Annotated in this window: 17 protein-coding genes; 10 read left to right on the top strand and 7 right to left on the bottom strand. The window is 60.8% G+C overall.

All coding sequences use genetic code 11. From position 1 onward, the window contains the following. Positions 1-5 precede the first annotated feature (5 nt). The 5 genes from ACZ1II_RS02035 to ACZ1II_RS02015 all read left to right on the top strand — a co-directional run bounded on the left by ACZ1II_RS02035 (position 6) and on the right by ACZ1II_RS02015 (position 4,246). A complete protein-coding gene (locus tag ACZ1II_RS02035) occupies positions 6-989 on the top strand; it encodes an aldo/keto reductase (protein WP_465144139.1) in 984 nt (327 codons plus the stop codon). 20 nt (positions 990-1,009) lie between these two features. Beyond that, positions 1,010-1,867 carry an aldo/keto reductase gene (locus ACZ1II_RS02030; RefSeq protein WP_465144138.1) on the top strand — a complete coding sequence of 286 codons (858 nt, stop codon included), beginning with the start codon at positions 1,010-1,012 and terminating at the stop codon, positions 1,865-1,867. A 15-nt stretch (positions 1,868-1,882) separates the two neighbouring features. Next, positions 1,883-3,040, top strand: coding sequence for an aldo/keto reductase (locus ACZ1II_RS02025; protein WP_465144137.1), 1,158 nt, complete (start codon positions 1,883-1,885; stop codon positions 3,038-3,040). Between the two features lie 71 nt (positions 3,041-3,111). After that, entirely contained in the window at positions 3,112-3,627 is a 516-nt protein-coding gene (locus tag ACZ1II_RS02020) for a nuclear transport factor 2 family protein (RefSeq protein WP_465144136.1), read from the top strand. Continuing rightward, positions 3,614-4,246, top strand: coding sequence for a flavodoxin (locus ACZ1II_RS02015; RefSeq protein WP_465144135.1), 633 nt, complete (start codon positions 3,614-3,616; stop codon positions 4,244-4,246). Before ACZ1II_RS02020 ends, ACZ1II_RS02015 begins: the two co-directional genes overlap by 14 nt. 292 nt (positions 4,247-4,538) lie before the next feature. Here the strand turns inward: ACZ1II_RS02015 and ACZ1II_RS02010 are convergent, their stop codons facing one another. Further along, on the bottom strand, positions 4,539-4,931 hold the full coding sequence (locus tag ACZ1II_RS02010; RefSeq protein WP_465144134.1) for a putative quinol monooxygenase: 393 nt from the start codon (positions 4,929-4,931) through the stop codon (positions 4,539-4,541). Between the two features lie 223 nt (positions 4,932-5,154). On the opposite strand from ACZ1II_RS02010, the gene ACZ1II_RS02005 reads away from it, so the two are divergent. From ACZ1II_RS02005 to ACZ1II_RS01985, 5 genes are all read left to right on the top strand, one after another. Then, positions 5,155-5,562, top strand: coding sequence for a (R)-mandelonitrile lyase (locus ACZ1II_RS02005; RefSeq protein WP_465144133.1), 408 nt, complete (start codon positions 5,155-5,157; stop codon positions 5,560-5,562). Further along, on the top strand, positions 5,559-6,029 hold the full coding sequence (locus ACZ1II_RS02000; protein ID WP_465144132.1) for a (R)-mandelonitrile lyase: 471 nt from the start codon (positions 5,559-5,561) through the stop codon (positions 6,027-6,029). Before ACZ1II_RS02005 ends, ACZ1II_RS02000 begins: the two co-directional genes overlap by 4 nt. Before the next feature lie 9 nt (positions 6,030-6,038). After that, entirely contained in the window at positions 6,039-6,806 is a 768-nt protein-coding gene (locus ACZ1II_RS01995) for a glucose 1-dehydrogenase (protein ID WP_465144131.1), read from the top strand. 25 nt (positions 6,807-6,831) lie between these two features. Beyond that, positions 6,832-7,584, top strand: a complete 753-nt coding sequence (locus ACZ1II_RS01990; RefSeq protein WP_465144130.1) for a carboxymuconolactone decarboxylase family protein — start codon at positions 6,832-6,834, stop codon at positions 7,582-7,584. Between the two features lie 87 nt (positions 7,585-7,671). Continuing rightward, on the top strand, positions 7,672-8,616 hold the full coding sequence (locus tag ACZ1II_RS01985) for a LysR family transcriptional regulator (RefSeq protein WP_465144129.1): 945 nt from the start codon (positions 7,672-7,674) through the stop codon (positions 8,614-8,616). 459 nt (positions 8,617-9,075) lie between these two features. Here the strand turns inward: ACZ1II_RS01985 and ACZ1II_RS01980 are convergent, their stop codons facing one another. The 6 genes from ACZ1II_RS01980 to ACZ1II_RS01955 form a co-directional block, all read right to left on the bottom strand. Beyond that, positions 9,076-10,239 carry an aspartyl protease family protein gene (locus ACZ1II_RS01980; RefSeq protein WP_465144128.1) on the bottom strand — a complete coding sequence of 388 codons (1,164 nt, stop codon included), beginning with the start codon at positions 10,237-10,239 and terminating at the stop codon, positions 9,076-9,078. A 980-nt stretch (positions 10,240-11,219) separates the two neighbouring features. Continuing rightward, on the bottom strand, positions 11,220-11,747 hold the full coding sequence (locus ACZ1II_RS01975; protein ID WP_465144127.1) for a GNAT family N-acetyltransferase: 528 nt from the start codon (positions 11,745-11,747) through the stop codon (positions 11,220-11,222). A gap of 67 nt (positions 11,748-11,814) precedes the next feature. Beyond that, positions 11,815-12,810, bottom strand: a complete 996-nt coding sequence (locus ACZ1II_RS01970; protein ID WP_465144126.1) for a dipeptide epimerase — start codon at positions 12,808-12,810, stop codon at positions 11,815-11,817. Continuing rightward, positions 12,807-14,117, bottom strand: coding sequence for an MFS transporter (locus tag ACZ1II_RS01965; RefSeq protein ID WP_465144125.1), 1,311 nt, complete (start codon positions 14,115-14,117; stop codon positions 12,807-12,809). The genes ACZ1II_RS01970 and ACZ1II_RS01965 overlap by 4 nt, the downstream gene beginning before the upstream one ends. Then, a complete protein-coding gene (locus ACZ1II_RS01960) occupies positions 14,114-15,655 on the bottom strand; it encodes a serine hydrolase domain-containing protein (protein WP_465144124.1) in 1,542 nt (513 codons plus the stop codon). Before ACZ1II_RS01960 ends, ACZ1II_RS01965 begins: the two co-directional genes overlap by 4 nt. A gap of 50 nt (positions 15,656-15,705) precedes the next feature. Then, positions 15,706-17,892, bottom strand: coding sequence for a TonB-dependent receptor (locus ACZ1II_RS01955; protein WP_465144123.1), 2,187 nt, complete (start codon positions 17,890-17,892; stop codon positions 15,706-15,708). Between the last annotated feature and the right edge of the window lie 53 nt (positions 17,893-17,945).

Raw genomic sequence — 17,945 nt, 5'->3', positions numbered from 1 at the left:
GTCCCATGAACACATGCGAACTCGGACGTACCGGCCTCGAAGTTTCGGAAATCGGCTTTGGGTGCATGGGTCTCAGCTTCGGCTATGGCCCCCCGATGGAGCGCAGTGCCGCTGTGACGCTGATCCGCGACGCTCATGAGCGAGGTGTGACCTTCTTCGACACGGCAGAAGCCTATGGCCCCGGTTTGAATGAAGAAGTGGTGGGCGAAGCTCTCGAGCCAATCCGCGACGAGGTGGTGATCGCCACCAAGTTCGGTTTCGTGAACGGGGTTCCGGCGCAGGGCCTCGACAGCCGCCCTGAGCGTATCCGCCAGGTTGCTGACGAAGCGCTGGCGCGCCTGCGCACCGATCGCATCGATCTGTTCTATCAGCACCGCGTCGATCCCAATGTGCCGATCGAGGACGTGGCGGGCACCGTCAAAGATCTGATCGCAGAGGGCAAGGTCAAGCATTTCGGGATGTCCGAAGCCGGCATCGATGCGATCCGCCGTGCCCATGCCGTGCAGCCGGTCGCCGCGCTGCAGAGCGAATATTCGATGTTCTGGCGTGAGCCGGAGAACGCGCTCCTTCCGGTGCTCGATGAACTCGGTATCGGCTTCGTCCCGTTCGCACCGCTCGGGAAGGGCTTCCTGACGGGTAAGATGAGCGCCGATACGGTGTTCGCAAAGGATGATTTCCGCAGCACGGTTCCGCGCTTTCAGACCGATGCGCTCAATGCCAACCAAGGTCTCGTCGATCTGGTTATGACCCTCGCGGCCGAGAAGAACGCAACCCCGGCGCAAGTCGCCTTGGCCTGGCTGCTGGCCCAGCGCCCGTGGATCGTGCCGATCCCCGGCACAACCAAGCTGCACCGGCTTGAAGAAAACCTCGGTGCTGTGACCGTCGAGCTGAGCGAGCCGGACCTGGCCCGTATTCGCACGGCACTGACTGCCATCGAACTGGTGGGCGAGCGCTATTCCGCTGCCAACCAGAGCCTCGTCAATCGCTGATTTGAACCGAAGGATCTCCCATGTCCCAGTCCGTTCCCACCGTCACCTTGAACAACGGCGTCGCAATGCCAAGCCTCGGCTTTGGCGTATTCCAGGTTCCCGACCCGGCAGAATGCGAACGCAGCGTGCAAGACGCCATCGATGTTGGCTACCGCCTCCTCGATACCGCCACCTCCTACGGAAACGAGGAAGCCGTCGGCCATGCGATCCGCAACCACGGCATTGACCGCAGCGAGTTGTTCGTCACGACCAAGCTGTGGATCGAGGACGCCAGCTATGAAGGCGCGAAGGCGGCCTTCGAGCGATCGCTCAATAAGCTACAGCTCGACTATCTCGACCTCTGGCTGATCCATCAGCCTTACGGTGATGTGTATGGCGCATGGCGGGCGATGCAGGAGCTCCATCGCGATGGCCGCATCCGGGCCATCGGCGTGAGCAACTTCTATCCCGATCGCCTTCTGGATTTCGTGCTTCATAACGAGATCACGCCTGCCGTCAACCAGATCGAGATCCATCCCTTCCACCAGCAGGACGATGCCCAGGCCCTGCTTGAGGAATACAAGGTTCAGGCGGAAGCTTGGGGGCCCTTTGCCGAAGGCAAGAACGGGCTCTTCAGCAATGAACTGCTCGCCTCAATTGGGACCAAGCACGGCAAGAGCGTCGCCCAGGTCGTCCTGCGCTGGCTGAACCAGCGCGGTATCGTCGCGATCCCCAAGTCGGTCCGCAAGGAGCGCATGGCCGAGAATTTCGCGATCTTCGACTTTGCCCTCGACGAAGAGGACATCGCCGCGATCGCCACGCTGGACCAGAAGGCCAGCAGCTTCTTCGACCATCGCGATCCTGCGATGGTGAAATGGCTCGGCACCCGCAAGCTCTGATCGAAAGGCGATACCATGTCAGATGAAGTAGCATCAGGGCAGGTCAGCCGGCGCGGCCTGCTCGGCGTGGCGGGAACGGGCGTCGCCCTCGCAGCGCTCGGAGCGGGTACAGGCAGGGCGACGAGCGCCACAGCAGCAACGACTCCAGGCAAGGCGGTCCAGGTTGGCGATCGTCGCAAGCTGGGTTCACTTGAGGTCTCCGCCGTCGGTCTCGGTGTCCAGAATATGCACCGGACCTATCAGACGACCATTCCAAACCGGGCGGAGATGATCCGCATCATACGCGCGGCTTATGAGCGCGGCGTCACCCTGTTCGACACAGCGGAGGCTTACGGCCCGTTCGAGGACGAACGCATCCTCGGCGAGGCCGTGCAGCCCTTCCGCAAGGATGTGGTTATCACCTCCAAGTTCGGGTGGAATATCGATCCCGATGGCAAGCGCGTCACGGGCGCCCCGCTCAACAGCCGGCCCGATCACATCAAGCGGGCGGTAGAAGGGTCGCTCAAGCGGCTTCGCACCGATTATCTCGATCTCGTATATCAGCACCGCGTCGACCCTGCGGTGCCGATCGAGGACGTCGCCGGTGCGGTCGGCGACCTCATGCGTGAGGGCAAGGTCCGTCACTGGGGCCTGAGCGAAATGGGGCTCGGCACGCTGCGTCGCGCCCACGCCGCGTTGCCGGTGAGCGCTGTTCAAAACGAATATTCGATGCTGTGGCGCGGCCCCGAGGCCGAGGTGCTACCGCTGTGCGAACAGCTCGGCATCGGCTTCGTATGCTGGAGCCCGCTCGGGGTTGGCTTCCTGAACGGCGCGATCGATGCGCAGACCCGCTTCGCCCAGGGCGACATCCGGGGCAGCGAAGGGCGGTTCTCCCCTGAGAATGTGCCCCAAAACCTCGCTCTGGTCGAACTGGTGAAGCGATGGGCGGTCCGAAAGAACGCGACGCCGGGGCAGATTGCGCTTGCCTGGCTCCTCGCGCAGCGCCCGTGGATCGTGCCGATCCCAGGCACGACCCAGATGGCGCATATGACCGAGAACAGCGCCGCAGGACAGGTGCGCTTCTCGCCGGAGGAGATCGTGGAATTGAACACGGCAGTGCGCGCCATCGAGGTGCAGGGCGCTCGGCTTCCCCCGCAAGTCCTGACCTTCTCTGGCGTCGAGGCGCCAAGCTGAGGGTCCTAGGCAACGGGGAGGCTCGGACCGATCGGTACGTTTGAACGTCGAGAATTCAATAGGAGAGTTACATGCGAAAGCTGGCTATCGGTCTCACGTTATCGATGCTGCCCATGCAGCCGTTGCTGGCGCAACAAACGCCGGCGCCCCCGACAGAGACGATCAAGACCGCCGCCTCCCACACGCCGACCGAGCAGCAGATCATCGACCTCTCGAACAGCAAGTGGGACTGGATGGCGGACAAGAACGTCGACGCCCTGGCGACGCTCTTTGATGATCGGGCCATGTTCACGCACATGGGCGGAACCTGGGGCAAGGCTCAGGAGCTCGCTACGATCAAAAGCGGCGGTATCTGGTACAAGAAGGCGTCGATCCACGCGGTCGACGTGCGCATGTTCGGCGACACCGCGATCGTTCTGGAGGACATGGACCTTGAGGCTGTCGTCGGTCCTCGCACCGTCACCAATGCCTTCATGGTGACGGAGGTCTATACGAAGCAGTCCGGAAACTGGCGCTTGGCCCAGCTTACATTTTCGCATCTGCTCCGGCCGGTGAAGGAAGGTTCCGGCAGCAATGACCATCGATGAACGCGGCCGTTTGCGGGCCACCAAAACCGTCATGGGCGCATCCGAAGATTTCTCGCGTCGTGCTCTGCTGGCCGCGCCGGCGGTGCTGGCGTTTTCCGGCACTGCCGCCTGTGCACAGGAAGGAGGATCAACCAAGATCACGGGAAGCAGAACGCTCGTCGCCTATCTGACGCGGTCGGGCAACACGCGGGTTATCGCCGAGACCCTTCAGCGCAAGCTGGGGGCGACGCTGTTCGAGATCAGGCCGGCGAACCCCTATCCGGCCGATTACGAACAGCATGTCGCTCAGGCGGAGCGCGAACGACAAGCTGGTGTCGAGCCTCCGCTCGCGGCAAGGGTCGAGGATATCGCGACATATGACGAGATTTTCCTCGGGCTGCCGATCTGGGGGACTACAGCACCGGCGCCGATCCGTTCGTTTCTCAAAGCACATGACCTGGCCGGCAAAAGGCTCCGCCCGTTCATAACCCATGGCGGCTATGGTGTGGGAAGTGCGCCGGACGTCATCGCCAGCCACGCGCCACGATCCCACATAGAGCAGGCCTTCGTCATGGAGGCCGATCAGGAGCGGAGGACGCTCAACGAGATTACCGGATGGCTGGGTCGGATACAGAGCTAATAGGCAGTTTCTACTGTTAGCGACCTGACCGCTAAGTCCCAGACTCATCCAAAATCTGAGTGTCCGCTTTCAGGCGAGGCAAAATCGCTGTCGAACGACTTGAATGGGGGCGCGAAGCTGACCACCATTCAGGCGACTGCAATCGCAGACCTAAATTCGCCGCGATACCATTAGCTTCCAAGTCCGTCGCACGAGCTTAGCTGGTGGTAGCAGTGAACACATCGAAGGGGGCAATGAATTCGTTTTCCCATTCCTAGCGTTCGCCAGTGCCAATGCTGAAGCAAACAAGCCGTCAATCTACAGGAGGGCTTTTGCTTTCGAGAGAGATCGGATCCGTGTCAGTCAGCGTCAACGATCGCACCATGTTCGCTGTCGCCATCTTGTACTTCAGGAAGTGGGCGCTGCGAACATGCGCGTCGTACGCGGCTTGGTCGGCATAGACCTCGGTCAGACGGATCTGATTAGGCCGCCCCCGAACGGCGACGGCGTAGAGCATCAGCACGCCGGGTTCGCTGCGCATGGAAACCTCGATCTCCTCCCGCAAATGCGCCTTGTAAGCTTCGATGCTTTCGGGTGCGATTTCGAGTTCGGCAAGTCGGACCATCGGCACGGTTTTGGCCATTGCAGGCATACTCCAAACCAGAAACGAAAACCCGGCCACAGCCTTCCAGCAGATATGCTTCATGAAGTGGTCCTCAACGCTGCGGCAGGGCGGGATGCAGGATTACCCGGGATTTCAGGTAACATCTGCATTGTACCCGAGATGGTCGATCTCACACGTTGAATTCTGCGCAAGAGTTCGTGGCGATCTTCTCATGACGTACAAGGTGCGCGGAGGTGCATCCTGAGACGTATTCGACGGACCGCCGAACAGTACGGCCTGTCGCTCAATCCGAAGGACATTCTTCATGCATCTCAAACGTGCAGGATCGCAGCCATCTCTCGCCGGTCCGGCTGGGTGGTTCACCGGGACGGTGCGGATCGATCCGCTCAACACCGCCACGGATCCGGCGCGCCACAGTTGCGCCGCCGTTACTTTCGAGCCCGGCGCGCGTAGCAACTGGCACACACATCCGCTCGGCCAGACCCTGATCGTCACCAGCGGTTGCGGCTGGACCCAGTGCGAAGGCGAGGAGATCGTCGAAATCCGAGCCGGAGACGTCATCTGGTGCCCGCCCGGCCACAAGCACTGGCACGGCGCCAGCCCGACCACGGCAATGACCCACATCGCCATTCAGGAGGCGCTGGAAGGCAAGAACGTGGAATGGCTCGAACCGGTGACGGATGAGCAGTATCTGGCTGGCCCGCAGGCATGAGGGTGGCGACCCTCATAGCCATTGCCTCTCTCGCGGCAGGCGCCGCAGGGCATGCGCAAGTTGCCCATCAGCACGAAATGCCTTTGGTAAAAGGATCGCCGGATAGCTTCACCGGTGATGTCTCGGTGCGAATTCTGGCCAAACCGCAGCCGCCGGCACAGGCGTCGGTCGGATCGGTGACATTTGCTCCGGGTGCGCGGTCGTATTGGCACACGCACCCGGCCGGGCAGACCCTGATCGTGACCGATGGATGCGGCTGGACGCAGGAAGCAGGTGGTCCCGTTCGTCGTATCTGCAAGGGAGACACTATCACCGTCGCACCCGGCGTGCGGCACTGGCACGGAGCCACGGCCAACGGCGCCATGACCCACCTTGCGATTACCGAAACGGTCGATGGTCGCAATGTCGACTGGAAAGAACCGGTGAGCGCCGCCGAGTATCAGGCCGCCGCGCGCACCGCACGATAGGAACAGGCAATGAATCCGACGTATGATTGCAACGGCCAGGTCGCGCTCGTGACCGGGGCGGCCAAGGGCATGGGTCTGGCCACCGCCCGCATGTTCGCGCAGAGTGGCGCCTCCGTATTGCTCGCTGATCTGGAAGGCGATCGCGCCGAGCAGGAGGCCGCACGCATCGTCCGCGAAGGTGGCCGTGCCATTGCGTTCGCCTGCGATGTCGCGGACGAAGCGCAAGTCTCGGCCATGGTGGACAAGGCGGTGGCCGAGTTCGGCCGCCTCGACATGGCATTTAACAATGCCGGCATTCAGGTGCCGCCCTCCGATGCGGCGGACGAGCCGGGCGACCAGTTCGACCGCGTGACCGCCGTCAACCAGCGCGGGGTCTGGGCCTGCATGAAGCACGAATTGCGGGTGATGCGCGCGCAAGGCGCGGGTGCCATCGTCAACTGTTCCTCGCTTGGCGGGCTTGTCGGCCTGCCGCAGCGCGCGGCCTATCACGGCACCAAACACGCAGTGCTCGGCATGACCAAGAGTGCGGCCGTGGAATATGCACCGCGCGGCATCCGCATCAACGCGGTCTGCCCCGGAACCATCGATACGCCGATGGTCGCCGACATGCTCGAAGGCCAGCGCGAAGCCATGGCCGAGATCATGCGTGAACAGGTGATCGGCCGCCTTGGCCACGCCGACGAGGTAGCCGCTGCAGTGCTGTGGCTGTGCAGCCCCGGCGCCAGCTTCGTGATCGGCGTGGGACTTCCCGTTGATGGCGGCTTCACCGCGCACTGACATATATCCAAGGCAGGAGCCGACCATGAAAGCTCTGCTTCCCCTACTGGCAGGATTGACGACTATGATCGCAGGCAACCTAGAAGCGAAGACCACCGTGCCTTCAGGCAGCGTATCGCCAACGCTGGCGGCGCACACCGAACAGCGCATCGACGGCGATCTCTGGAAGCGGACAGGCCTCTCCCCACGAGACCGTGCCCTCGTGGCAATCGCCGCACTGATCGCGCGCGGCGAGAGTGCCGGAGTGGGTGCCTATGCTGACAAGGCCCTCGGATACGGTGTGAAGCCCGCCGAACTTTCGGAAGCCGTGCTGCACCTTGCCTACTATACCGGCTGGGGCAATGCGATGAACGCTGTTGCGCCCATAACTGTTGTATTTGAAAGACGCGGCATCGGCGCCGATCAGTTGCCCGACGTTTCCCCCCGGCTGCTTCCGCTCGACGAAGCGGCGGAGGCGGCGCGCAGTACCCACGTCAGTGCACAGTTCGCCGCCGTTGCGCCGGGGTTGGTCGACTACACCACCAACTATCTCTTCCGCGATCTCTGGCTGCGCCCTGATCTCGCCCCGCGCGACCGCAGCATGGTCACGGTGGCCGCGCTGATGACGATGGGGCAAGCGGAGCAGATTCCCTTCCACCTGAACAAGGCAATGGACAACGGCCTGACCGCGACCGAGGCTGGAGAAATAGTCACGACGATTGCCTTCTACGCCGGTTGGCCCAAGGCGTTCTCGGCGGCACCGGTCGTCGCCAAAGTGCTGGAGCAGCGCGGAAGCTGACGTTCTGCCTGAAGGATGGCGGTCTGCCTGACTCCGGCTTAAGATGAGCGAAACTCAACGCGCCAACTGCTGGACCCGACCTTCACGATGGACAACGAACCCCGGACCCCGCCCGGCCGCAAATCGCGATTTCGGCGTTCGGACATCGCGAGCCTTGGATACTTCCTCGCCATCGCGCGGCATCGCAATTTCCGGCTGGCGGGGCTGGAAATCGGGGTCGGCACCTCGGCGATCAGCCATTCGCTGCGCGGTCTGGAGGAGAGCATCGGCGTCCGCCTGTTCAACCGGACCAATCGCAGTGTGACCCTGACTGCGGCAGGCGAGGAACTGCTTGCCGAGATTGCCGAACCGTTCGACCGGATCGACAATGCCATCGACATTCTGAATCGCTTCCGGGGATCGCCGGCCGGGCGCATCAGGCTGAACGTGCTCGACGTCGCCGCGACATATCTGATCGCGCCGGTCATGCCCGCCTTTCTCGACCGCTATCCCGATATCGAGATCGATCTGCGCGTGTCGAACAGCATCGTCGATATAGTAGACGGCGGCTTCGACGCTGGAATTCGCTATGGCGGCACGGTACCCGAAGACATGATCGCGCAGCGTCTCTCAGCGCCCGTCCGCTGGGTAGCTGTTGGCGCACCGGCCTATTTCGAGCGCTTCGGCATACCCCGTCATCCCGACGATCTGCTTGCGCATCGCTGCGTGCAGATCCGTCTGGGAGACGACCGCATCTATCGCTGGGAGTTCGATCGCGGATCGGAATCGGTTGCCCTTGCCGTGCCCGGCGCGATCACGATCGACTCCAGCGACACCGCCCGCGCACTGGCACTCAATGGCGCGGCGATCATGTACGCTCCCGAGCCCGCCATTGCCCGCGAGGTGGCGCGCGGCGAGCTGCAGATCGTGCTGGAGGACTGGGCCTCTCCGGGGCCTGCCATGCACATCTACTATCCCGGACGCCGCCAGGTGCCGGTAGGCTTGCGCCTTTTGATCGATCTTGTCCGAGAGCTGCGACCATTGGGCTATTGACGCGACTGCCCTTGAATACTCCTCAACGCACCATTGTTATCCTCGCGGCTGATCAGCTTCGGGTGTGGGCGCCAGTGACCGTTCGTGAATGGCAAGTTTCAGGAGGATAAATGAGACTCGGAAAGCGCAGCAATGGGGCGCGTAGCCGCCAAGCCCCTGCCCTGCACTCTCGATCCGAAATCGCCGACTGAGCCGACGTTCAGCGCCTCATTGAGGCACGCTCAAAGCCGCCGTTCGTTCACCGAACCGTGAACGATGGTGAACGGCCAGTATTCCGACCAGGCTCGCTGCACCCGGAGCGCCCGCCACCGGAACGGATGAGACTGTAAGATGCATGAAGACACCGACTTCGCGGACGGTTCGCACACCTGCGCCGACCAGCCTACGGCAATCTACAAGCGAGGAAAGGCCTGATCGGGTAAAGCCTAAAAAGCTAACCGGGTCGTCGCGGTTTTCCGTTCAAAGGAAAGGCGCCAGCACGAAGCGAACCGACCGGTTTTGGCGAATGCCAACAAGCGAAAGCATCACCTCTTTCCCCGGATGCCCCGCAATGAGCGCGATCGCGGACTTGAGGTCATGGCCATCGATGCGATCACCTACCCGAACGCCCGCAGCTTCCGCCGGACTACCCGTCCCCACCATCGCGACACGAACTTCACCCCCCCTGTCGTCCAGCCATAGGCCCGACAAGCCGTATCGCTCAGGCAAAGGCGCTGCGTTGGCATGGCGCTGCAACCAAAGCGAACGCGTCCGCACTTCGGTGGAGAGATTAAAGCCCCGAAGCATCGACAGTCCAATAATGCCATCATGCTCCCGCGCCCCGTCCGAAGGCGCGCGGAGCAGCACGAGCGGCCTGTCGAAACCCTGCCCAGCAAACACCGCGTTGTTCGCCCGCACGATTCTTCCAATGCCCCCGCTACCGCCGACCCCGCGACTGATTTGCGGCGCGAACGGCTGTGCATCGTTCCACAGGCCCAAACGGCGAGCATTGTCGTAGCTGATCGAAATGCCGCCGGGCGCCCCGGTATCCAGAAGGCAGTCGAGCCTTGTCCCGTCCAACTCGATCTCGCCGTAAAGGCGTGGCGAAGCGGCATTACGACTCAGACCATTGTCATTGCGGATCGCGCGGTCGAACTTGACGAAATCCGTGCGCTGGGGACGTCCATCCGGGTAGATGCGCCATTGGCCTGCCTCGATATCGAGGTCGCTGTCGACTGTCGTGAGAATGCCGGCGGCCAATGTTCCGCGTACACGAGAGCCGAATCCTTGCTCCATGGCGGAAAAGGAAACGACGCCTTGCTGCGCGCCGCCTCCGAAAACGACATCGCGCGCCGAGTAAGTACCAACCACGGCCTGCCCGCCGACACCCCGCATCTTCACCGATCCAGTCGACTGAAGTCGAAGCTCACGAGCAAGACCTGCATCGATGAGACTCGCTGCACCGCCTGTGTCTAGCAGAAAGAGATAAGGCCCATTCCCGCTGATCGTCACCGGCATCACAACGCGTCCGTCCACCAAAGCGATCCGGCTGACAATTATGCGCCGATCCTGCGCAAGCACCGGTCTTACAACTCCGGTCGCCAACGCGAATGCAAATCCTCCCAACAAGTCGCGTCTTTGCATTGTCCAGAGCTCCCTATCCTGCGAAGACACCAACGAAGAGGATGATCCGCATCAGCGATGCACTTGTAGCCGATGTACAGACTAATTAGGGTGACAATTCATGTCGTTTCTACGCTACCGCGGGCGATTTTAGCGGTAGCTGATAGCCTCAATCACACGCCGTCCAGGCTCGGGGCGCAGCTGTGGCCATTGTGGCCATTGCCGTTTTCAGTGATACCTTCGCCGCATGACAAGCAGCAATCCGCTCCGTTTCGTAATGGTAGGCGTCTGGATAATGATTGCCTCAGTAATTTCTACATTCGCAACTATCCCCCTCGGCATTGGAGAGGTTTCCGGTGCCATCTTCCTAATCGGAATGATCTATTCGTGGTTTGCGGGAATTTTGGCCTTGCTAATATGGATTGGACAGCGGCTTCGCGCAAATCGGACCGGCAGCTAGGGCCATTCATACGGACGCCGCAGACAGCTTAAGGTGGTCGCAAAACTACCAATAGCACGCTGCCCCCCAAAAGGAAATCCGCCGACAGAGAGTCGCCGTTCAGCCGCCCATATGAACGTCTCCAAAGCGGCCATTCGTTCACCGCGAGATCAACCACGATGAACGGCTGGCAATGGCCGGTAGGCGACTGTCGCGTTTGGAGCGCACATACAGAGATAGTTGCCGCTTAGCTGCCTCTCCTGCCGACCAGACCCAGTCTTTCCAGTTCGGCATCGCGAACGTCTGTTCACGCAGGAACCGGTCATTCAACGGTGCTGCAGCTGCCAGAATCTATTCTGATGAAACCTAGAAGGGTAATCATTCAGTTTTGCTTCGCAGCTCGGCGCATCAGATGCCGGCAAGCTGATAGTTAACATATAGATGGGAATGATAGATGACTGCCAGAGTCAATCGAAATGCTCGGTGGTTAGCTTGATGATCCTGAGCGTTCCTCCCTCGTTTTCTCCTCGGCAAGCAAGCAAGCCTCACGCTAGCTTTATAATCAGCGCTTCAGCCGGTGGTACTTATTTACGCTGGCTTCGCGATACTTCGTCGAACCATAAGCTCGGAAGTCTAGGCGAGCCGCCAGCCTTACCGAAGGCGCATTCTGGGTATCAATGATGCAAACACAACGCTCTTCGGGCCGAGTGCAGTCGAACCAGCCCATCAGTGTTTCCATCGCCTCTATGGCATAGCCGCGGCCATGCGCTCCTCCGGCAAACAGCCAGGCAGCTTCAGGAGCTGCATCGAAGTCGGCGCCTAATCCTCGCTGAAATTGAGCAAGCCCAACTTCTCCAATCAAACAGCCACTGCCTCGCTCAAAGACTGCAAACATTCCGTATCCGAAAAGGCTCCAGTGCCCTGCGTAACGCAGGAACCTATGCCAGGTATCCTCCCGAGTGAGGGGAAGGCCGCGGATGAACTCCTGTACGGCAGGATCCCGATATCGATTGAACTGCTCATCCACATCACGAATGTCGTGCGCGCGCAAAATTAGGCGGTCAGTCGAGAGATCGGGGCGCTGTGCCATATATTGTCAAATCGTTTGCCGGTCGGTTTGGAGTGGAAGCAGGTGGCTGATGGTCTGTCCGGCGGATCTAGCTACTGCCCCAAAGGCTGAGGGGAAGCTCGATCCGCCCGTCGCGATAGCGAACCGATGGCGTCAAGTCCGATTTAATGAAACTCGGCCCATCCAGGTCGACGAAATCGCAGAATTGTCCAAGAATGTATGCGGGAGCAGCCGCAAGGCTTGAGCCCGCCATGTTTCCGACCATCGTGCGAAGGCCGAGCACTCTGGCACGTTCCCGAAGCTCGAGCGCTTCGGTGAGACCGCCACATTTGTCGAGCTTTATATTTGCTACCTGGAAGCGTCCCACCAGCTGTTCCACCTCATCAAGCCCAAGCAGGCTCTCGTCAGCTGCAAGGGGGATCCCAAGCCGGATGAACTCCAGCCCCGCCTCTTTGCCACGCGGAACCGGTTGCTCCACGAGCTTCACTTCGGCGTCGTGTAGAACCGGCGCGAGATCGGACAGGCGGTCCACGCTGTAACCCTGATTTGCATCGACCATGAACCAGACATCCGGGCGGTGACGATGCACCATCCTTATCCTTTCGGAATCAGCATCGAGATCGCCGTCGAGCTTGAGTTTGATGGCCCGCGCATCGGCGTAGCCATCGAGTTGCTCTAGCATCTCGGCGGGATCATCGGCCGACAGCGTGAAAGTCGTAACGAGAGGCTGGATGTCCCTCAATCCGGCCCGCTTCCATGCTGTTATTCCTGAGGTTGCAGCCTCGATGTCCCACAGAGCGGCATCCAGAGCATTTCGTGCGCCGCCCGCAGGGAGGTGTGCGCGCAAGGACGCGCGGCCAATGCCGTCGCTTAATAGGGGTCTTACCTGCTCAAGCTGGGCGCAAATATTTTCAACCGTGTCCCCTGTGTAGTAGACTCCGCTGGCTTCGCCCCTGCCAACAGCTGCCCCGTCAGTCAGCTCAAGGCGCACTGCCGGTATGCCTTCAAATATGTGACCAGCAATCCGCAGAGGCTTTTTGAATGGCATGGGATCAACGGTATATGTGAGGCTCAGCGGCTTCATGGCGCCACCGCTTCAGTTCCATTGAGCTTGGCGCCGCGCATGGCGACTCCGAAGAAAAGCGCGCTCAGGAGGGCTCCAGGGACACAGATGCCGGCGATTGCGAGACCAAGCTTCGCTTCACCCCCGAGCACTGAACTGAGCAGAGCAATTGCGGTTGGCGCAGTTGCAGCACCGAATACCGCTGAAACGAAGACATTCGCGCCAAGTGCAAGACCGCGAATTTCATTTGGCACGTTCAAGGTGATAGCGATCACTCCGACGGTGGCATTGAATGCTCCCACCAGCATGCTGCCAGCCAGAAGAATGCCGAACGTGGCAACGGAAGGGGCGACACCGAAGAAAGACAGGGGAGCAGTGAGAGCCGCCGCGGCGATCGCTGGCAGCAGAACGCCAGCGCGACCAGCCCGCCTACGACCAAATTCTGCCAGCTGTCCGCCGAGCAACGCTCCCACAATGCCGCCCGCGAAAGTCACCGCGCTCAACCAGCCTGCGAACTGGCCCGGCGTCTGATGATAGCTCCGGATCAGGACCGGGGTCGCCCAGACTGCGGCTGCCTGGAAGGTCATGGTGCTGAATAGCATTGCAGCCAGCAAAGGACCTAGGAACGAGCGATGCTGCCACAGTTCCAGTAGAGCCATCTTCAAACTTCTGCCGCGTTGTTCCTGCTCCTGCCGTGCTGGTTCGGAGATGAGGCCAATGCCCAGAAGAAGCGGGAGGGCGAGGGCGGCCGCCGCGAGATAAAGCGTACGCCAAGGCACCAGGCCCCCCATCAGGCCCGGGCTGCCGACAAGCAGCTTGGTGAGCACATCGAAGATCAGCCCCCCCGCCAGAATGCCGAATGCCTGGCCGCTCGCTTGGCCCACAGCGAAGAGGCTTGTCGCTACGGAGCGCCGCTCGGGGGGATAAAGGTCCGAAATGATGGAGAGTGCGGACGGTATCAGCAGGGCATAAACGAACCCTAGTGCGACCCGGCTCAACATCAGCGTAGTGACCGAGCCCGCCAGTGCTGTCGCCCCCATCGCGACCATCCAGATGAGGAGGCCCAGCTTGAGCAAAGTAACCCTATTGGCCCGATCGATCGCCCGCCCGAGGGGGAGCGAAGCCAGTCCAAATGCCAAGCCGAATGCAGTGCCTTGAAGGAGCCCGATCTCGACGTCGGTAAGCGTCATGTCATGCTTCATCGGCTCGATGAGCAGGGTTGTGAGCGTCACATCCATGGAGAGGAAAAAGCCAAGGACGCTGAGGACCATGATGGCCAAGCGAGCCGTCTTGTGCGGCGGATAGGAGGCGGCGGGATCGATCGTCATGCCAAACCCTGCCGGGCAAAGTGCAGCCGAACCGTGCGACCGGTTGTCAGGAGAAAGCCATCATCGACGATCTCCAGCGTCCCGCCGGTTGATGCCGGCTCGGGCGGACTGATCTTCCAAAGTTTGTGGCCGAGCGGGTGCAAACGATAATCGGTACCCCCCGCCGGTCCTCTGAGATCGACTCGCCAGAATGATTTTTCGTCCTGGTAGATGTTGGCAGACAATCCCGCCGACTGTGCGACGAACATTCCTTTCAAATCTGACGGGTCACCTGCGGCTGAAGCATCGACCAGGCTCAATCGATCCGCATGTCCGAATTCCACGGCTTCGAGTGCCGGTGTACCGCCATCGTCAACGATCCGAAGACGTAGGTCGCTTGGAAGAATAGCGATGCTCATTGTCCCATCCGCAAGGCGTTTGGCGGGAAGCGTCATGCCTGCAACAGAGATGGCCTGCTGATCGCCGATTCCGACCAATGAATAAACTTGTCCCGTCGCCGCCGAGTAGAATGTACCCTCATGCACTTGGCCGACGACATCTTCGTCGGGAGCAGGAAGGCCAGGGATGCACCGGTCAATGATGGCATCGACCAGACTGTAGAGATCGAGGGCGCTTCGGCCGTTCGTCATGATGATGATGTCGAGATCATGCTCAAGGACCTTCAGCATCTGGCTCGACCCGCCGATGACTCCTCCCGCATGATGAACCGTCGCCAGCCCACGGTGCGAGGTCATATTGAGTCCAAGCCCATAGCCATGAGTCGTCAACGGCGTCCGCATCTCCTGCCAGGTCTCTGGGCTGCCTACGATAGGATCGCCCATATGCTTGAGCCACCGCAGCATGTCATCGACCGTCGAAACGATGCCGCCCTCGCCTCCGATCGGGGCGCCGAATACCCCCCGGCTCCAGCCACCATCGGGGCGAGGAAGGTGCAGAGTTGCGCTATTGGGCAAGAGCGCAGTATCGAGCGGGCGCAGGAGGGTGTTATGCATGCCGAGAGGCTGGAGGATGCGCGCCTGCAGGAAATCTGCGAAACTTTGGCCGCTCAAGCGCTCGATTATCTCCGTGAGCAGCACATAGCCGCCATTATTGTAATTCCAAATGTGACCGGCAGGCGCATTGACGCTATCGAGCCCGGCCAGCAGCTTGAGCTGGAAGTCGTTTGAAACGGCTATGCCGGGGCCGGCAGATTGCAAGAGCAGGTCCAGACTGTCGCGCATCCCGCTGGTGTGCGCCATAAGCTGGCGGACCGTCATTGGCGCGGCCCATTCTGGAAGCTCGGGCAGATAGGTCTGCGGAGATGCTTCCAGATCGAGCTTACCCTCTTCACGAAGAAGCATGGCCGCCAGGACGCAGAAATGCTTGCTAGTGGACCCTATGCGCATGCGAATGGACGGGGAAAGCGCTACGGGAAGTTCAATACTCGCCATGCCAAAGCCGCGACGATATCCCGGGACGCCATTGAGAGCGACGCCTACCGCGAAGCCGGGAGCATCGGTACGATCGAAGGGTGCGAACAGCGCGTCGAGCGCTGTCACATCGATGTGTGCAGAGTGCGGAATGGGATCTCTCCTGGAGCTCGGATTGCTCAGAAATGGGAGCTGAGGCTGACGCCTATCGTCCTGGGCTGCATCATGGTTACTTGAGCGGGACCGCCGGCAGACGACAGAATGGTTGCTGCTGACAGCTGGGCTCGCTCGTCGGTTATATTTCGTGCGAACAGCTGGACCTCGAAGCGTCCCACGTCCAACCCGGCGCGCAGATCGATCGCCACATAGTCAGGCAGCTCATACTGAGGCACGCCTAGATTCCCGTCGAACGACGCCGAGCGATCGGAAACAAACCGCAGCGTGGCTCCAAGACGAGGACGCAGCTTCATATCTGCTGGGGCCCGGTAGTCGGCATTGAGTGTGGCGGTATACCGGGGAACGTTGGGCAGGCGATCGCCTCGAAGGGCGCCAAGGTCCAAGCTGTCCTCGGACAATCTGGCATGCTGGTAAGCGAATGCCCCAACGACCGTAAATTGCGGCGAAGGACGCGCGGTCAATGTAAGTTCGCCGCCGGTTATCTTGGCGCCGCCGGCGTTGGCTATCACCGAAACTCCGCCGGCGGCGGTAGTGACCTGTATGTCCTTCCAATCGATATGATAGCCAGAAATGTCGATCCCAAAGGTTCGGTTTGTCGTCTCTGCCTTGAAGCCAGCTTCGTAGCTGTCGAGGGAATCGGACGCGAACAGAGCGGGGGCAAGTGGAGCGCCGGTCACCGGATCGTTTACGACGTAATTGGGTCCCCCAGGCCTATAGCCGGTGGCAAAGCGCACGTAGGCCGTGGTGTTCGGGCTAAACTTGTATCGCGCGTTGGCAAGATAGGTGACGACGTCATCTCGCGAACGAACTTGTGGCGTCGAGCCAATCAGCAACCCGCTGCCGATCTGTTCGAACTTCTGGCGATTTTCTGCCCATCTGAGCCCCCCAGACAGGTCAAACCGATCGGTGACGTGGAGCGTCAGGTTACCAAAGGCAGCGATTTCCTCGTAGGTACTTGGAATGGAAACGTCGGCCAAAGAAATGGGGGACACCACACCCTCGTCTTCATAGGGCACGATGACCTGCGCGTTGCCGGATTTCTCATGCGTGTAGAAGCCACCGACCATCCAGTCCAAAAGCCTCGCGCCACTGGAGGCGAGGCGAACCTCCTGCGTGAACTTATCGGTAGTCCGACGTTGATCAACTGCGACGGCGTCAAAAGGGAGACCAAATGACGTGAGCACCGGCACGTAGAGCGCTGAGCCATCCTGACGATAGCTGTTGCGTATTGTCTGATAGCTGCTGATCGACGTCAGCGACACTGGGCCGAGGTCATAGCTTATGGTTCCGCTCACAAGGCGAAAGCGCTGATCGAAGGGTTCATCAACAAGTCGACGCTGGTCGAGGGAGCCGTCGATCGGTTTTCCGGCAAGCGTGAAGTCAGCCGAGGCGCCGCCGCGCCTGTGGATGTTCTGCAGAAAGCCCGAAAGCCGGATCGTAAGGTCCTCGGTGGGCGTGAACTGAAGGTCGGCACGTCCTCCATATACCCTGGACCTGTTCACATCATTCCTGCCGGCGGCGAGATTGTCGATAAAACCGCCATCATGGGAGTAATAGCCGCTAGTGCGCAGCCCCAACTTACCGGTCACAATCGGGAGGTTGAGACCTGCCGAGCCGCTGTAGCTTGTCCCCCCCCTGTAGGTGTCGGAGAGGCTGGCATTGGCAGAGCCGCTGAAATTGTCGGTGTCCGGCGCAATCGTGACATATTTCAGCAGACCGCCCATCGTGCTGGCGCCGTAGAGTGTGCCTTGAGGGCCACGAAGAACCTCGATGCGCTCCATGTCGAACAGACCGGCATCAAGGGCTAGAGACGAAGCATTGGCGAAGGCGCTGCTGGATCCGAAGGGTACGTCATCCACGTAAATGCCCACGGTCGGACCGATGTCGTTGCCCGCGGTCACGCCGCGAAGTGTCAGCTGGGTCTGCCCGGGTCCTGCCGTTGAGAACGTGAGGGCCGGAACGGCGTTGGCGAAGTCGCGGAACTGCACGGCATTGAGGCGGCTAAGGTCAGCAGCCGATATCGCAGTGACGGATTGCGGCGCATCCAGCAGACGTTCGCTACGCTTTTGGGCGGTTACAACAATCTGGGATCCATCTGAACCTTCATCCTGGGCCAGTGCCGGATGCGGAAAAAAACCTACGAGACCCGCGATGGCGGCGGCGCTCGTCAGCAGTCGGGCATTGCGCATGGGAACCCCCTGTCCTATCGATGCCCCTTCGCATCAATAGAAAGAGAACGTTC

This window comes from Novosphingobium sp. BL-S-20, from assembly GCF_055521635.1.
Note: the sequence above shows the minus strand (reverse complement) of the source record. Positions and strands in the feature narration are given on the sequence as shown.

Excerpts from the sequence above, each read along its gene's own strand:
- ACZ1II_RS02035 (WP_465144139.1), top strand. The coding sequence starts at position 6 with ATGAACACATGCGAACTCGGACGTACCGGCCTCGAAGTTTCGGAAATC.
- ACZ1II_RS02030 (WP_465144138.1), top strand. The coding sequence starts at position 1,010 with ATGTCCCAGTCCGTTCCCACCGTCACCTTGAACAACGGCGTCGCAATG.
- ACZ1II_RS02025 (WP_465144137.1), top strand. The coding sequence starts at position 1,883 with ATGTCAGATGAAGTAGCATCAGGGCAGGTCAGCCGGCGCGGCCTGCTC.
- ACZ1II_RS02020 (WP_465144136.1), top strand. The coding sequence starts at position 3,112 with ATGCGAAAGCTGGCTATCGGTCTCACGTTATCGATGCTGCCCATGCAG.
- ACZ1II_RS02015 (WP_465144135.1), top strand. The coding sequence starts at position 3,614 with ATGACCATCGATGAACGCGGCCGTTTGCGGGCCACCAAAACCGTCATG.
- ACZ1II_RS02010 (WP_465144134.1), bottom strand. The coding sequence starts at position 4,931 with ATGAAGCATATCTGCTGGAAGGCTGTGGCCGGGTTTTCGTTTCTGGTT.
- ACZ1II_RS02005 (WP_465144133.1), top strand. The coding sequence starts at position 5,155 with ATGCATCTCAAACGTGCAGGATCGCAGCCATCTCTCGCCGGTCCGGCT.
- ACZ1II_RS02000 (WP_465144132.1), top strand. The coding sequence starts at position 5,559 with ATGAGGGTGGCGACCCTCATAGCCATTGCCTCTCTCGCGGCAGGCGCC.
- ACZ1II_RS01995 (WP_465144131.1), top strand. The coding sequence starts at position 6,039 with ATGAATCCGACGTATGATTGCAACGGCCAGGTCGCGCTCGTGACCGGG.
- ACZ1II_RS01990 (WP_465144130.1), top strand. The coding sequence starts at position 6,832 with ATGAAAGCTCTGCTTCCCCTACTGGCAGGATTGACGACTATGATCGCA.
- ACZ1II_RS01985 (WP_465144129.1), top strand. The coding sequence starts at position 7,672 with ATGGACAACGAACCCCGGACCCCGCCCGGCCGCAAATCGCGATTTCGG.
- ACZ1II_RS01980 (WP_465144128.1), bottom strand. The coding sequence starts at position 10,239 with ATGCAAAGACGCGACTTGTTGGGAGGATTTGCATTCGCGTTGGCGACC.
- ACZ1II_RS01975 (WP_465144127.1), bottom strand. The coding sequence starts at position 11,747 with ATGGCACAGCGCCCCGATCTCTCGACTGACCGCCTAATTTTGCGCGCG.
- ACZ1II_RS01970 (WP_465144126.1), bottom strand. The coding sequence starts at position 12,810 with ATGAAGCCGCTGAGCCTCACATATACCGTTGATCCCATGCCATTCAAA.
- ACZ1II_RS01965 (WP_465144125.1), bottom strand. The coding sequence starts at position 14,117 with ATGACGATCGATCCCGCCGCCTCCTATCCGCCGCACAAGACGGCTCGC.
- ACZ1II_RS01955 (WP_465144123.1), bottom strand. The coding sequence starts at position 17,892 with ATGCGCAATGCCCGACTGCTGACGAGCGCCGCCGCCATCGCGGGTCTC.